13 protein-coding genes are annotated in these 13281 nt (G+C 72.8%); 8 read left to right on the top strand and 5 right to left on the bottom strand.

Features of this window, described 5'->3' with window-relative positions:
* Nucleotides 1-23: 23 nt before the first annotated feature.
* Genes ACWEN6_RS16360 through ACWEN6_RS16350 form a run of 3 tightly spaced genes read left to right on the top strand, consistent with a single transcriptional unit; the run spans nucleotide 24 to nucleotide 1653 of the window.
* A complete protein-coding gene (locus ACWEN6_RS16360; RefSeq protein ID WP_452570915.1) occupies nucleotides 24-452 on the top strand; it encodes a hypothetical protein in 429 nt (142 codons plus the stop codon).
* Nucleotides 446-679, top strand: a complete 234-nt coding sequence (locus tag ACWEN6_RS16355) for a helix-turn-helix transcriptional regulator (RefSeq protein ID WP_452570914.1) — start codon at nucleotides 446-448, stop codon at nucleotides 677-679. The genes ACWEN6_RS16360 and ACWEN6_RS16355 overlap by 7 nt, the downstream gene beginning before the upstream one ends.
* Nucleotides 676-1653, top strand: coding sequence for an NAD(P)-dependent alcohol dehydrogenase (locus ACWEN6_RS16350; RefSeq protein WP_452570913.1), 978 nt, complete (start codon nucleotides 676-678; stop codon nucleotides 1651-1653). The genes ACWEN6_RS16355 and ACWEN6_RS16350 overlap by 4 nt, the downstream gene beginning before the upstream one ends.
* Nucleotides 1654-1699: 46 nt before the next feature.
* On the opposite strand, the gene ACWEN6_RS16345 is transcribed toward ACWEN6_RS16350, so the two are convergent.
* Nucleotides 1700-2167 carry a VOC family protein gene (locus ACWEN6_RS16345; RefSeq protein WP_452570912.1) on the bottom strand — a complete coding sequence of 156 codons (468 nt, stop codon included), beginning with the start codon at nucleotides 2165-2167 and terminating at the stop codon, nucleotides 1700-1702.
* A gap of 361 nt (nucleotides 2168-2528) precedes the next feature.
* Here ACWEN6_RS16345 and ACWEN6_RS16340 point away from each other — a divergent pair, with 361 nt between their 5' ends.
* Complete coding sequence (locus ACWEN6_RS16340) at nucleotides 2529-3377, top strand: helix-turn-helix domain-containing protein (RefSeq protein WP_452570911.1); 849 nt, start codon at nucleotides 2529-2531, stop codon at nucleotides 3375-3377.
* Between the two features lie 153 nt (nucleotides 3378-3530).
* Here ACWEN6_RS16340 and ACWEN6_RS16335 read toward each other — a convergent pair whose 3' ends face one another.
* From ACWEN6_RS16335 to ACWEN6_RS16320, 4 genes are all read right to left on the bottom strand, one after another.
* Entirely contained in the window at nucleotides 3531-7196 is a 3666-nt protein-coding gene (locus ACWEN6_RS16335) for a S8 family peptidase (protein ID WP_452570910.1), read from the bottom strand.
* A 300-nt stretch (nucleotides 7197-7496) separates the two neighbouring features.
* Nucleotides 7497-7925: a VOC family protein gene (locus ACWEN6_RS16330; RefSeq protein ID WP_452570909.1), complete on the bottom strand. Its 429-nt coding sequence runs from the start codon at nucleotides 7923-7925 to the stop codon at nucleotides 7497-7499.
* 61 nt (nucleotides 7926-7986) lie between these two features.
* A complete protein-coding gene (locus ACWEN6_RS16325) occupies nucleotides 7987-8955 on the bottom strand; it encodes a hypothetical protein (protein WP_452570908.1) in 969 nt (322 codons plus the stop codon).
* Nucleotides 8956-9140: 185 nt separating this feature from the next.
* Nucleotides 9141-10100: an NADP-dependent oxidoreductase gene (locus ACWEN6_RS16320; protein ID WP_452570907.1), complete on the bottom strand. Its 960-nt coding sequence runs from the start codon at nucleotides 10098-10100 to the stop codon at nucleotides 9141-9143.
* A 159-nt stretch (nucleotides 10101-10259) separates the two neighbouring features.
* Between ACWEN6_RS16320 and ACWEN6_RS16315 the strand changes: the two genes are divergently transcribed.
* From ACWEN6_RS16315 to ACWEN6_RS16300, 4 genes are all read left to right on the top strand, one after another.
* Nucleotides 10260-10643: a winged helix-turn-helix transcriptional regulator gene (locus ACWEN6_RS16315; RefSeq protein ID WP_452570906.1), complete on the top strand. Its 384-nt coding sequence runs from the start codon at nucleotides 10260-10262 to the stop codon at nucleotides 10641-10643.
* A gap of 145 nt (nucleotides 10644-10788) precedes the next feature.
* A complete protein-coding gene (locus ACWEN6_RS16310) occupies nucleotides 10789-11310 on the top strand; it encodes an SRPBCC domain-containing protein (protein WP_380827013.1) in 522 nt (173 codons plus the stop codon).
* Nucleotides 11311-11352: 42 nt separating this feature from the next.
* On the top strand, nucleotides 11353-11715 hold the full coding sequence (locus tag ACWEN6_RS16305) for a helix-turn-helix domain-containing protein (protein ID WP_452571003.1): 363 nt from the start codon (nucleotides 11353-11355) through the stop codon (nucleotides 11713-11715).
* Nucleotides 11688-13280, top strand: coding sequence for a phosphotransferase (locus tag ACWEN6_RS16300; protein WP_452570905.1), 1593 nt, complete (start codon nucleotides 11688-11690; stop codon nucleotides 13278-13280). Before ACWEN6_RS16305 ends, ACWEN6_RS16300 begins: the two co-directional genes overlap by 28 nt.
* Nucleotide 13281: the final 1 nt, after the last annotated feature.

Genomic DNA, 13281 nt, shown 5'->3' with positions numbered 1-13281 from the left:
CTTAACATCTGAGAGGGCTGGTCATGACGCTCGAGGAGAAGCGCGCGTGGATCCGGTTGTTCGCCGCCGTGATCTCGTACGCCGTGTACCTGGTCATCGTCCTGGGACGCGCGGACGGGCGCGCCTTACCCGACGTGCCCTACGCCACCGTCCTGCTGTGGATTGTGGGCGCGAGCATCGCCGGGGCGATCGTGGCCGAGATCGTCCTCGGCGCCCTGACGCCGGGCGCGTCCCGTGCCAAGGACGTGCGCGACCGCGAGATCGGCCACCGCGGTGACCACATCGGCCAGTCGTTCGTCGTCATCGGCGGGGTCGCGGCGATGCTCATGGCGATGGCCGGATGGCATCAGTTCTGGATCGCCAACGTCATCTATCTCTGCTTCACCCTCTCGGCCGTCCTCGGCAACATCGCCAAGATCGGCCTGTACCGCGGGGGTTTCCCGCAATGGTGAGGGCGACCCGTGTCACCAACCGCATCCGCGCGCTGCGCTTCGAGCACGGCGAGATGACCCAGGCCCAGCTCGCCGAGCGCATCGGCGTGACGCGGCAGACCATCCTCGCCATCGAGCAGGGCCGCTACTCGCCGTCCCTGGAGATGGCCTTCCGTATCGCGCGCGTGTTCGGCGTTCCGCTCGACGACGTGTTCCAGTACCCCGACTCTCCGGAGGAGACGTCATGAAGGCGATCACCCAGGACGTGTACGGCTCGGCCGACGTGCTGGAACTGCGTGACATCGACCGCCCGTCGCCTGCCGAGGACGAGGTGCTCGTCCAGGTGCGTGCCGCCGGTGTGGACCCGGGCGTGTGGGTCTGCATGACGGGCAGGCCCTACGCCGCGCGTGCGGCGTTCGGGCTGCGCGCCCCCAAGGTCGGGGTGCGGGGTCTCGCCCTGGCCGGGGTGGTGACGGCGGCCGGCTCCGGCGTCACCCGGTTCCGGCCCGGACAGGAGGTGTTCGGCACCTGCCGCAGCGGCTCGTTCGCCGAGTACGCGACCGCGAGTTGCGGACGGCTGGCCGCCAAGCCGCCGGGTATGTCGTTCGAGCAGGCGGCGGCGGTGCCCATCTCGGGGATGACGGCACTGCAGGGTGTGCGCGACGCCGCCGCCGTGCGACCGGGGCAGCGGGTGATGGTCATCGGCGCGGCGGGCGGCATCGGGTCGTTCGCGGTGCAGATCGCCAAGGCGTTCGGCGCGCGGGTGACCGGCGTGTGCGGCGCCTCGAAGGCCGATCTGGTCCGCTCTCTGGGCGCCGACGACGTCATCGACTACACGCGTGAGGAGGTCGACCGCGACGGCCCGCGGTACGACGCCATCATCGACACCGCCGGATGCCGGCCGCTGTCGCTGCTGTGCCGCGCCCTCACGGCGCGCGGGACGCTCGTGCTGGCCGGCGGCGGCCACGACGCCGGCGGGCTGCTGGGCGGCTACACGCGTCAGCTCCGCGCGCCGCTGGTGTCGGTGTTCACCCGCCGGCGGCTACGCGGCCTGATCTCCAAGGAGCGCGCCGAGGACCTCGCGGAGCTGGCACGTCTCATCGAGTCCGGCGCGGTCACCCCGGTCATCGAGCGCACCTACCCCCTCCCCGGCGCCCCCGACGCCATCCGCCACCTCGCCCAGGGGCATCCGGCGGGGAAGATCGTGGTCACCGTCCCCTGACCGCCCGACCATGACGATCACTGCGCTTCGGTGGAGCCCGCCGGGGTCAGGCTCCGGCGCCGGGCAGTGTCTCCGACAACTCGAACATGTTGCCCCACGGGTCGCGGAAGAACGCCAGGCGGCGGCTGATCTCTGCCACCACGAACGGTTCGCCGACCAGGTCGACGCCCCGGCGGGCCAACTCCGCACGAGTCTGGTCGACGCTGTCGACGTGGAGGCACACGTGCTGGTAGCCGCCGTGCCTCAAGCTCACTTCCAGGTCGTCGAGGACCTCCTTGGGAAACTGGACCGGCCCCGCGAGGATCTCGACATGGAAGTCGTCGTCGTTCGGCGGGCTCAGGTAGGCCAGGCGAAGCTCGCCGTACGGCCACTCGTGCAGGACGCGGAAGTCCAGTTTCTCGGTGTACCAGGTCTTGGCGGCGTCGAAGTCCGGGACCCGGATCCCGACGTGGTGGCCCCCAAGTGAGGCGAAGGGGCTGGTGGGGGCTTTCGGTGGGTTGACCGGCATCGGCATGACGAACTCCTGGAGCCTTCGAGTGAGGGAGATCCCGTCCCGCGGCGGTGTGATCCGTTCGGCGGATCAGGCGGTCGACGGGGGCATGTGCCAGTCAATGGCAGCCGTTCCGCGGTGACAACGGAGTACCTGGCCCCGCTCGGCCCAGTTCTGCCCGACCTGGTTCTGGCGGGACCACCCTCGCGGGCGACGCCGCCCCATGCGCGCGCCGAGCGGTGCGGATCACGCCGCCACGCCGTGACAGCGGCGGGCGCGTGCCAGAGAGCGGCGATCTGGCGGGCGGTGGGAGCGGTTTCAACCCAGATCGCCCGAATCCTGGGCCTCTCGGTCTTGTGGTGGGAGGAGTCCCGGATAATGAGGTGTGGCCACTACTGCGGAGCTTCGTGAGTTCCTGCGCTCCCGGCGTGCCCGTCTCAGTCCCGCCGATGTGAACCTGCCGGTGCGGGACGAGCGTCGGCGCGTGCAAGGTCTGCGCCGCGAGGAACTCGCGCTGCTGGCCGGCGTGAGCGTGGACTACTACACCCGGCTGGAACAAGGTCGTGCCTCCAACGTCTCCAGCCAGGTGCTGGCCGCCGTCGCGGACGCCCTCCACCTCGATCCGCTGGAGCGGCGGCACCTGTTCGACCTGGTCAGGACCGCCTCTGGGCCCGCCGTCGATCTCGGCTCGGCCGAACGCCCACGAGCCCGGCTCGCGCTGCGCATGATGCTCGACGCCCTCGATCCCGTTCCCGCCGTGCTCCACGGTCCCTGTCTGGACGTCGTCGCGATCAACCGCATGGGCAAGGTCCTGCTGGACGACTTCACGGCTCCGGACGTCGGCCGCAACATGCTCCGCTGGATGTTCCTCAACCCCAAGGCCCGGCAGGTCTACCCGGACTGGGCGACCATCGCCGAGCAGATGGTCGCGATCCTGCGCGTCACCGCCGGTCAGGGCATGCACGACCCGTACCTCGGCCGGTTGGTCGACGACCTCGGCAGCCGGTCGCCGGAGTTCGCCCGATTCTGGGCGGACTACAGGGTCTACCAGCACACCCACGGGACGAAACGCATGCACCACCCGCAGGTGGGCATCATGACCCTCAACTACGAGTCGCTGGTTCCGCCGACGGACCCGGGCATGTGGCTGATCCTCTACTCGGCGGCGACCGGGTCGCCCTCGGAGGACAAACTCAAGTCCCTCTCCGAGTGGGCGGACGGCACGATCCGATAGGTCTCACCCCGCGTCCCGGGGAACGCGCTCCGGCCTCCGTTGTTGATCTGCCGCTTTCCGTTCAGTCGCCTTGGGCGGTCGGATCGGATGGCGGGTGGGCAGGGCCCGCCTCTTCGGAGATGGCGGGCCCTGCCGGTGTGTTCCGTTCCGGCGTCAGTGCAGGCCGGTGGCTCGGGTGATGGTCTGGGTGACGGCGTTGCCGGCGGAGTCCTTCGCGCCGGCTCTGAGGGACATGAAGGACGCGGTCCTGGGGGCGGACAGGCGGTAGCGGCCGTCGTGGTCGCAGGTGACGCGGTGCCAGGTCCGGCCGTCGTCGTAGGACAGGTCCAGGGTGACCGGGCCGATGCGCCCGGCTCCGGCGGCGCGCGGCAGTGCGGTGGCGGAGACGGACAGCGTGGCGTTCCGCGCCGCCCTGCCGGCGTCGTCGGTGGCGATCTCGTAGTCGAGCTGGATCAGCGGCAGGACCGCCTGGGCGTCCTGCTGCGCGGGGGCCTGCGAGACGAAGGTCCAGTCGGTGTGGGTGGTGGAGGAGTACGGGCTGAACGCCGCGTCGCGGCTGTTGTCCACGACGAGCCGGTAGGGCAGCCGGTCGTCCGCGGGCGCCGTCCCGCCGACGACGGTGCCCGTCCCCTGAGCCAGCCGGGTCTCGCCCTGGTAGAGGGTGAGGGTCTGCCGGCTGAGCTGGTAGTCCATGGACATGCCGACGTGGTCGGCGCCGCCGTAGCCGGGGACGTCCAGGCTGAGCCAGTTCCCGCTGCGGCTGGGGAGCTTGTAGTTGTCGTTGAGGTGGGGACGCTCGATCGGCTTGAACCACTCCTGCGACCGGGTGCTGCCCGGCCGGTAGGTGGCCCGAGGCTCGATCTGGTAGATCAGCCCGTCGACGTACGCTTCCTGTCCCCAGGCGTTCGCGGCGCCGGTGGAGACCCAGTCGACGCGCCGCCCCTTGACCGGCTCGCGCATGGTGGTGCCGATGCCCCACTCGGAGTAGGACGGCCAGTCGAAGCGGTACTCGCCGCCTCCCCGCTCCGGACCGGGGCCGGCGAAGGTGACGTCCACTCTGGCCAGGTTCTTCGGACCGCCCTGCACGACCAGGTCGGAGGGGATCTTGTTGTGCCAGGTGCGCATGAGGTCGTACACGTACGGGCTGACCGGCCGCGACTCCACCGTGAGCGTCGCCCTGCCGTCGCGGACCTGCTGGATGAGCCTGTCCCCTTCGTCGGTGCTGAGCAGCGCGACGTCGATCGGGGCCGGGGTGAGCGGGTCGGCGTTGTAGGGACGGACGCGCCGTCCCGGCTCGTCGTTGCGCACGAGCAGGAGCTTCGCGCCGGCGCGCGCGGCGGCCGCCGCCTGGTCGGCGTCGGCGATCGCGCCGGTGCGGCGCACCACCACGGCCTTGCCGCGCGCGTCGAGGCCGGCGTAGTCCGCGCTCGCGCCGTCACCGGCGTAGACGGCGGGCAGCTTGTAGCGGCCCTCGGGCAGCGCGGTGACCGAGTCCTGCCGCAGCACGTCGGTGAAGTCGGTCGTACGGCTGGAGACGCTCAGCGCGGGCAGTTCCTTGCGCCACCGGGCGGCCAGGTAGAAGTCGCCGTGGGTGACCTCGTCGGTCGTGGGCTGGGCCCAGAGGCTGTCGTAGCTGGTCTGGACCTCCATGTAGTCGCGCCACGACCAGCCGCCCATGGAGCGGAAGTACTCAAGGCGCTGGTAGGTGATCTCCGTCTTCTGCGGGGTGGTCATGTCCACCCGGCGGATCTTCCCCGCGTCGAGGGTGACGGTGGTGTCCCGGTCCATCCTGACCTCGGGGTCGCCGAGCAGCGCCATGCCCTGCGAGCTCGGGCCGTGCACGCCCTCGACGGCCTTGAAGGCCAGCACCGAGTACACGTCGTTGGGCAGGTACGTCTCGGCCGTGCCGGATTCGTCGATGACCCAGAACTCGGGGAGGTCCTGGCCGGACCTGAGAAGCTGGACCACCCCCGGCATCGGCTCGCCGTGCGCGTCCTTGAGGACCATGGTGAGCTTGTGCGCCACGTCGCCCAGGGACACGGCGGTGTGCGCGGCCACGTGCCCGTCCGGGCCGGTCGCCAGCACCTGGCCGCTGTAGCGCTCGTTGCCACTCGCCCGCGAGCCGTCGATCGTGACCGTGACCGCGGCGGTTCCGTGCGCGGGCACGACCACCTGGCCGGCCGACAGCCGGAACATGCCATCGGGGGCGCTCGGCGCCGCGACGGCCAGATCGAGGGTGACCGGGGTCGCGGTGGTGTTGGTGTAGGTCACCGGACGGTCCACCGCGCCGGAGGCGCCGGCCTTCACCTGCCCGGCGAAGGCGGTGGCCGAGGCGAAGACGCCCGCGTGCGCGGCCGCCGCGACGTCCAGCCGGCCGCTGCCGCCCTGGAACGCGTCGTACGACGGGGTCGGCCGGGAGGTGCTGGTCAGCAGGTCCTTCAACTGGCGGCCGTCCAGCTCCGGGTGGGCGGCGGCCAGCAGGGCCGCGGCGCCCGCCGCGTGCGGCGTGGCCATGGAGGTCCCGCTGAGGGTCTGGTAGTCGCCCTCGCCTTCGGGGGCGTACCGCGAACGGGCCGCGAGGACGTCGACGCCGGGGGCGGTGATCTCGGGCTTCAGGGCCCCGTCGCCGACGCGCGGACCCTGGCTGGAGAAGGACGCCACCGCGTCGGTGGAGTCGACCGCGCCGACGGTCAGCGCCGCGTCCGCCGCTCCGGGGCCGCTGATGCTGTAGGAGGCGCCGGTGTTGCCGGCGGCGACCACGAACAGCGCCCCGGTCTGGGCGCTGAGGCGGTCGACCGCCGCGCTCAGCGGGTCGGTGCCGTCGGAGGGGACGTCCGAGCCGAGGCTCATGTTGATCACCTTGGCGTGCTGGTCGACCGCGGCCCACTCCATGCCGGCCAGCACCCAGGAGTCCATCCCGGAGCCGCCGTTGGACAGCACCTTGCCGATGTGCAGCTCGGCGCCGGGCGCCACGCCCTTCTCCCGGCCGCCGGAGGCGGCACCCGTGCCGGCCACGGTGGAGGCGACATGCGTGCCGTGCCCGTTGTGGTCCTCTACGTCCTCCTCCGGCACGAAACTGCGCGTGGCGGCCAGGCGGCCGGCGAGGTCGGGGTGGCCGGTGTCGACGCCGGTGTCCAGGACGGCGACGTCCACGCCCTGCCCGGTGTCACCGCCCGCCCACACCTCGGGGGCGCCTATCTGGGCGGTGGTGTCGGCGAGATCGGCCTTCACCAGGCCGTCCAGCCAGATGCGCGCGATGCCGCCGGCGAAGGGCGAGCTCGCACGCGCGGCCTTGGGGGCGGCGGTGACCGCACTCCAGAAGTCGGCCGAGCGGGCGCGGTCCTGCGAGAGCGCGGCGCCCTGGACGCCGGCGAGGTCCCGCACCCGGGTGGCGCCCGGGGGCGGGCCGCTCGCGCGAAGACCGGAGGCGTCCTGCGCGTAGGCGACGATCAGCGGCAACCGCGGCCGGTGCGCGTCGTCGTAGCCGTCGGCGACCAGGTCGGTGATGTTGAACAGCCGCCGGTCCAGGATTCCGCGGGCCACGTACGGAAGGGCGGACTCGGGGTAGACGTAGAGGTCGCCCCCCGACTCGGTGACCCGGGCCTCAGCGGGGGATCCGCCGGGGCCGCGGACGACGACCGTGCCGCCGGACCGTCCAGGCTCCGAGGACGGGCGGGTGGTGACGATGTCCCCGGTGATCAGGGTGACCGAGTGGGTGCCCGGCGGCACACCCTCGGAGACCGTGCCGGTGGAGGAGGAGGGGGCGCGGGAGGTGTCCGCCGAAGCGGTGACCGGGCTCGACAGCGCCAGAACGGACACGGCGGCGATCGCCGGCACGCTCCAGCGTCGATGTGGTTGTTTCAAGGGGGTCCCTGCAGTTGATCAACAGTGCGGGGACGATTGTCTCTAATGACCAGGCATCACACCATATGTGGATAATGCCGGATTTTTAGGTGTTTCCTCCCAAGTTCCCCGGGTGTCAGTCGGACAGGCGTGACGCCGGTTCAGCCCGGCGCGGTCGGCATGGTCCTCCTCGACGGCCATGGGACCGTTGGACCCGAAGATCACGGCACGGCGGCGACAGGTCGCCGCCGGAGGGCGCGAGCGTCGACGGGCGGCTCAGGTGACCTGGAGGGAGCCGTCGTCGTTGAAGGGGAAGGCGCCCCAGGCGACCTCCCACAGGTAGCCGTCGGGGTCGGTGAAGTAGCCGGAGTAGCCGCCCCAGAAGGTGTCCTCCGCCGGTTTGACGATCTCGGCGCCGGCGGCGGCGGCGAGGGCCAGTACCTCGTCGACCTGGTGGCGTTCGCGGACGTTGTGCGCCAGGGTGATGCCGGAGAACTTCGACCGCGGCACCTCCCAGCCTGGGCCGACGTCCTTGGCCAGCTCGTCGTACGGGAAGAGCGCGAGCGTCGCCCCCGAGGTCTGGAAGAAGACGATGCCCTCCTCGGGCGTGCGGCTCGTCGGCAGGCCCAGGCCGTCCTTGTAGAACCGGTAGGACCGCGCGAGGTCGGCGACGCCGAGGGTGATGAGAGAGATCCGGGCTTCCATGCCCCGCAGTATGCCCACCGCCACCGACAACTCCGCCCCCGGGCGGTGCTCGCCCGCCTCGTCACTCCGAGGGGAGGAGGTATCGCCAGGAGAGGGCGTAGGTGTGGTCGTGGTGGTCGCGGTAGAGGGGCCAGGCGCCCTTCTTGGGGTCGCGGTGGACGAGGCGCACCACGGCGCGGGCCTTCGCGCCGGACAGGTGCCTGATGGCGATCGACTCGTTCGTGGCCGAGGGCTGGGGGACGGGACCCGGCCACGGCGCGCCGCTCTCGCCCGGACGGGGCTGGGCCACCAGCAGAACCCGGCCGGCGGTGTAGGGCGAGGACCTGCGGGCCACCCGGGCCGCCAGGCCGTTCATCGTGTCGAGCGCGTGGTAGAGGGCGGCCGGATAGCCGTGCTGGGAGCGGGTCTCCTGCAGGGCGTAGGCGGTGACCGACCGCATGGTGCCGCCGCTGCGCACCGCCAGCACCGTCGTCATGGCGTCGGAGACGCGCGGGCCCGCGGTGGGGGACGGGGTGGCGGCCTGGCCGCCGAGATCGCGGCGAAGGGTGCGCACCAGGGCGGTCACCTCGGCGGGCTTCACGGTCACCCGCCGCTCGGCGTCGGCGACCACCAGCCCGTCGCCGTAGACCGCGATCTTGGGCGGGGTGAGGTCCCTGCGGGTGCCCGCGAACCCTCCGAACGACTCCCACTGCGCCGCCAGCCGGCGGGGCTCGCCCCCCGAGTCGGTGGAGGCGGTGTCCCGGCCGCCACCGGTCGAGGAAGATCCGCCGGTCCTGGAGGTACCGATGGTGCCTGAAGTGCCGGGGGCCGCGGCAGAGCCGGTCGGGGGAGTGGGGGACCCGCCCTGCGGGCCGTCCGCGGGGTACGGCGCGGATGGGCGCGGGGCGGCGGGCATGGGGACGGCACCGGCGGCGGCTCCGGTCGTGGTGGCGCCGCATCCGGCGAGGGTTGCCGCCAGGAGGGCGGCCGGCAGGGCCGCCGAGAGGGCGGCCGGCATGACGGACGCCGTTCTCGTGAGCGGGCATCTCATCGCGACCACTCCTTGTCCCCGGCTCCAGGCACGAGGCTATCGCGGCGGCGCCGAGGGGTCCTCTGTCTCCCCGGCCAGGGTCGGACCCCGCACCCGCCAGGTCTCCCACAGGCTCGGACTTCCGGGGCGGTTCACGAAAGGACGCCGGCCGCTCCCCGCTGAGAGTCGGTGAGAGTCGGTGGAGGTCAGAAGGCGAGCACGAGCCGGCCGCGCACACCGCCGGCCTCCAGCGACCGGTGCGCGTCGGCGGCCTGGGCGGCGGGGAGGGTCGCCGCGACCCTCGGGGTCAGCACACCCGACTCGGCGAGCCGGCGGATCTGGTGCAGTTTGTCGGTCCGCCCCGCGTAGTCGGGGACGAAGACCGCCCGCACGGAGACCGCGCCGCCGTCGTCGAACCGGTGCCCGCCGGGTTCGTCGCCGCTGCGGAACCGGGCGTAGGCGCCACCGTCCCGTACGGCGTCCAGCAGGCGCGGGCCGATCAGCGCCGTGTCGGCCACGGCGTCCACGCCATCGGGATACCGGGCCCGGATGCGTTCGGCGACATCGGCCCCCCTGGCCACGACGTCGGCCGCGCCGGACCGGCGGACCAGGGCCTCGTCGGCGGGCGCGGCGTCGGCGACCACGGTCAGCCCCGCGTGCCTGCCCATCTGGACCAGGTACCCGCCGAGGGTGCCGGCGGCCCCGGTGACCGCCAGGACCGAGCCGGGGGCCAGTGCCAGACGGTCGAGCGCCAGCAGCGCGGTGAGCCCGTTCATCGGCAGCGTCGCGGCCGCCGGGTGGTCGACCCCCGCCGGTGCGGGGACGACCCAGCCGGCCGGCAGGACCACGTACTCGGCATAGCCGCCCGCGGCCGGCGGCAGTGGATCCACCATCGCCATCACCGGCCGGCCGGGGGACAGATCGGTCCTCGTACCCGGGCCGATCTCGTCGATCACCCCGGCGATGTCCATCCCGAGGACGTACGGGGCCGGCGTTCCGGCGAACGCCCCCGCATGCACGCCCGAGCGCAGCAGCGTGTCCGCGGGGTTCACCGCGGCGGCGTGCACCCGTACCCGGACCTGACCGGGCCCGGCATGTGGTTCCGTGAGGTCGACGACCCGCAGCACGTCAGGTCCCCCGAACTCGTACACCCCGATCGCTCGCAAAGTCCCAGCTCCTTCGTGGTTCTCGATGTATACCTGGTCTGTTGTTCGTACCGTTGCATCGATGTGGTGAAGGCGGCAAGAAGGCACTTCGCCATGACCTGGTATCGCCGGGAGAACCGTTCAGGAGCGGAACCTGGTACCTCTCGTATACTCCTGGTCATGGCACATCCGATCACCCAGGCGGACGACGCCGCCCTGTCCGAGCACACCCGCCGCGCCTTGATCCGCGACGTGCTCGAACGGATCGGCGACAAGTGGTCGGTCGTGGTCATCTGCCAGCTCGGCGACACCACCCGGCGGTTCAACGAGCTGAGCCGGATGAGCGAACCCATCACCAAACGCATGCTCAGCGCGACGCTCCAGGGGCTGGAGCGCGACGGCCTGGTGACGCGGACCGTCTACGACACCAAACCCCCGCGGGTCGACTACGCGCTGACCGCGCGCGGGCACAGCCTGCTCGAGGTCGTCCGCACCCTGGCCGGGTGGGCGGAGGACAACGCCTCCGGCATCCTTGAGTCGAGGACGGCCTACGACGCCCGATGACCCCGGTCACGGGTTCGCCGTGCGGCCGGTCACGGCGGCCGGCATCAGTGGAGATCCGGCCGTTCCACGACAGGTGGGCCGCCAAGCACACCGGGCGTCTGATGACGGCGCTCGTCGATCGCAACGCGGAACCGGAGGACCGGGCATGACCACCCCCACGCCCGGCGCGGCGGACACCCAGGTCTACCGCGTCTACATCAAGGCCACCCCCGAGCGCATCTGGGAGGCCATCACCAGGCCCGAGTGGACCGCCCGGTACGGCTACACCGGCCTGGCCGACTACGACCTGCGCCCCGGCGGCGCGTACAAGGTGCGCGCCACCGAGCAGTTCAAGGCGGCGGGCGCGGCCGGCGGCCGGGAGGTTCCCGACGTGGTCATCGAGGGGGAGGTCGTGTCGGCCGACCCGCCCCGCAAGCTCGTCACCACCTTCCGCATGTTGATGGACCCCGAGATCGCCGGCGAGCGCGCCACCGTGATCACGCATGAGATCAAGGAACTGCCGGGCGGGGTCTGCTCCCTGACCCTCACCCACGAACTGGCGGGCGCCCCCAGGCTCGCGGCGCTGGTCGCCGGCCAGTGGGAGGACCACGGCGCGGGCGGCGGCCACGCCTGGGTCCTCAGCGAACTCAAGACCCTCCTGGAAACCGGCAAGACCTTCGCCGAGTGAGCGGTCGGCCGCGCCGTCAGGCGGCGGGGCCGACGACCGGCGATCACTCCCGCACGGCCGTCACCCCGACGCCGGCGTCCGGTAGTACGGGTCGTCGCCGAGGATCTCCTCCAACTCGGCGCGTTCCACGTCGAAGACGAGCAGCGCGCCGGAGCTCTCACGCTGCCCGGCACCCGGCAGGTCATGGCCGACCTGCCGGGGGCGCGGGCGACGGTCATCCGGGCCCTTTCCCGGCTCCGCCGCGACGGACTGATCGGGGTTCACGGCAGGACGGTCGCCGTCCTCGCCCCCGAGCTCCTTGCGCCGCGTGCCGATGAACGGCTCCGTGCCGCGATATTCGGTCGCCGGCCGGACCGGGAGAGGGTCAGACTGGCCGGATGGGACGGACGGTCAGCGCGTGGGTGACCCTGGGCGAGGAGGTTCTCGGCCTGGCCGGGCCCTTCTCCGTGGACATCCCCTGGTGGGCGGAGGTCGAGCAGGTGCTCGGCCACCTGCGGCGGATGCTCGGGGCCGAGGTGGTGGTGCTGCGCCTGCTCCGGGTCGAGGGCGGGGAGGGCGGCCGTGACGGCCACGCCGTCTACCACGCCGAGGCGCTGGAGCGACCGGCGCGCCTCCCGGCGGCGGAGCGGCCCGTGCACGTCGAGGCGTCGGAGTCACCTGAGCGCGCGCAGCCGTCGGAGCGGCCCGCCGGTGCGGAGGGTGGATGGGTGCCCGGGGTCGAGGTTCGGCGGCGTATAGGGCGTGACGTGACGCCGGTCTCGGCGTCGGGGTCGGTCGCCGCGTCGGCGTCGGCGTCGGCTTCGGGGTCGAGGTCGGAATCGAGGTCGGAATCGAGGTCGGAGTCGGAGTCGGAGTCGGAGTCGGTACGGGTAGATCTCGCCGCCATCGCCGGGGAGCACGAGCTGCGCGCGCCGTGGGCGCGGGCCGAGGGGCTGCGCGAGGCGTTCGCCTGGGCCGCGGACGCGCTGGCGCGCGCCGGTCGTCCCCTGAACGGGCCGATCCGGCAGCGCCGCACCTGGAACCTGGCCGGGCTGTTCCGCCTGCCCACCGATCGGGGCCCGGTCTGGCTGAAGACCACCCCCCGATTCGCCGCCGACGAGGCCGCCGTGATCGCCGCGTTCGCCCGCCACGACCCCGGCCTGGTCCCCGCCGTCATCGCGGCCGACCGGGGACGCGTGCTGCTGGACCACGTGCCCGGTGAGGACTGCTGGGACGCCGGTGAGGACGTCGTCACCAGCGCGGTGGCCCGCCTGGTCGCCGCGCAGGCGGCCCTCGCCCGGGAGGCCCGCGCCCGGAAGCCCCGCGCCGGGGAAACCCGCGCCGGGGAAACCCGCGCCGGGGAGGACCGCGCCGGGGATGCGGCAGGGCCTTCAAGGGTCGCCTGGGACGACCGGCTCGTCCTCGACGACCGGCGCGGGCCGGTGGTCGCCGGGCTGGTGCGCGACCTGCTCGAGGGAGACGTGGGCCGGGAGCTGACCGCCGAGGAGGTCGGCCGCGCGCTGGAGCTGGTCGAACGCTGGCCGCTGCTCGCCGAGTGCGGGCTGCCCGCCACGATCGTGCACGGCGACTTCCACCCGGGAAACCTGCGCGGAGACGGCGGCCCGCCACGCGTCCTGGACTTCGCGGACGCGCACTTCGGCGATCCGGTGCTGGACGGGCTGCGCATCCGCGACTTCCTGCCACGGGCCGCGCGCCCGGCCGCCGCCCGGGCGTGGGCGGACGCGTGGGCGTCGGAGGTGCCCGGGTGCGATCCGGCCAGGGCGCTGGCCCTCGCCGAGCCGCTGGCGCACCTGGTCTATGCCGTGCGCTACCAGGAGTTCCTGGACGGCATCGAGCCGTCCGAGCGCGTCTACCACCTCGGCGACCCGGCCGCGGTGATCCGCGAGGCGCTGCGCCTGGCGGCGGCGCCCGCCACGGACGCCCCGGCGGCGGCGGGGGCGGGGAGCGCCGGTGGCGGCCCCGTAGCCTGAG

The organism is Sphaerisporangium sp. NPDC004334, assembly GCF_053602655.1.
This window is presented reverse-complemented; position numbering and strand designations above follow the sequence as displayed.

Excerpts from the sequence above, each read along its gene's own strand:
- ACWEN6_RS16350 (WP_452570913.1), top strand. The coding sequence starts at position 676 with ATGAAGGCGATCACCCAGGACGTGTACGGCTCGGCCGACGTGCTGGAA.
- ACWEN6_RS16310 (WP_380827013.1), top strand. The coding sequence starts at position 10,789 with ATGACCACCCCCACGCCCGGCGCGGCGGACACCCAGGTCTACCGCGTC.
- ACWEN6_RS16315 (WP_452570906.1), top strand. The coding sequence starts at position 10,260 with ATGGCACATCCGATCACCCAGGCGGACGACGCCGCCCTGTCCGAGCAC.
- ACWEN6_RS16360 (WP_452570915.1), top strand. The coding sequence starts at position 24 with ATGACGCTCGAGGAGAAGCGCGCGTGGATCCGGTTGTTCGCCGCCGTG.
- ACWEN6_RS16345 (WP_452570912.1), bottom strand. The coding sequence starts at position 2,167 with ATGCCGATGCCGGTCAACCCACCGAAAGCCCCCACCAGCCCCTTCGCC.
- ACWEN6_RS16355 (WP_452570914.1), top strand. The coding sequence starts at position 446 with ATGGTGAGGGCGACCCGTGTCACCAACCGCATCCGCGCGCTGCGCTTC.
- ACWEN6_RS16330 (WP_452570909.1), bottom strand. The coding sequence starts at position 7,925 with ATGGAAGCCCGGATCTCTCTCATCACCCTCGGCGTCGCCGACCTCGCG.
- ACWEN6_RS16325 (WP_452570908.1), bottom strand. The coding sequence starts at position 8,955 with ATGAGATGCCCGCTCACGAGAACGGCGTCCGTCATGCCGGCCGCCCTC.
- ACWEN6_RS16300 (WP_452570905.1), top strand. The coding sequence starts at position 11,688 with ATGGGACGGACGGTCAGCGCGTGGGTGACCCTGGGCGAGGAGGTTCTC.